General features: G+C 47.7%; 1 protein-coding gene. It reads left to right on the top strand.

Features of this window, described 5'->3' with window-relative positions:
• The first annotated feature begins 353 nt into the window (after positions 1–353).
• Positions 354–494 carry a hypothetical protein gene (locus ASH01S_RS18745; protein WP_157067257.1) on the top strand — a complete coding sequence of 47 codons (141 nt, stop codon included), beginning with the start codon at positions 354–356 and terminating at the stop codon, positions 492–494.
• The last annotated feature ends 7 nt before the right edge of the window (positions 495–501 follow it).

Raw genomic sequence — 501 nt, 5'->3', positions numbered from 1 at the left:
TGTGTTCGCAAAATAACCTCCTTCCCTGAGCAAAATAAGTTCTTCCCTGAGTAAAATAAGTTGTTCCCTACAACACGGGTGAATTCGGGTCAAAAGCCTGGATTCACCCGTTTTTGCGTGGCAGGGAGGAGGCATTTCGGGGAAAGGGCGAGACGAAAAATTGAAGATGGCAAGACGCGAAAAAGCCCGACAAATCAAGGATTCCTCGACCATGCCCGACCAAAAATGCGAAAAAAATACATGACAAAAAATCTTGTCCCTGTGCCCAAATCCCCGCTCTTGCCCTGCTACACCAGGGAACAAATTGATTTTACGCAAGAACGCGATTTCTGGAAAATAGAGGATAAAAACGGGTGAAAAAAGGCGTGATCCAGGGAAGGATCGAATTTGACGGCAGAAAGTGGGAGGAAGCAGGAAAAGTCGAGAAAAGCCAGGCGGGACAAGGGATTTGGCGAGATGAGTGGGGGGAGCGTGTAGGGAAGGATTTGATTTGACGGTTAC

Source organism: Alicyclobacillus shizuokensis NBRC 103103, from assembly GCF_001552255.1.
Taxonomy (GTDB): domain Bacteria; phylum Bacillota; class Bacilli; order Alicyclobacillales; family Alicyclobacillaceae; genus Alicyclobacillus_G; species Alicyclobacillus_G shizuokensis.
The sequence above is the reverse complement of the archived record's forward strand: the minus strand, read 5'-3'. Positions and strand labels throughout refer to the sequence as shown.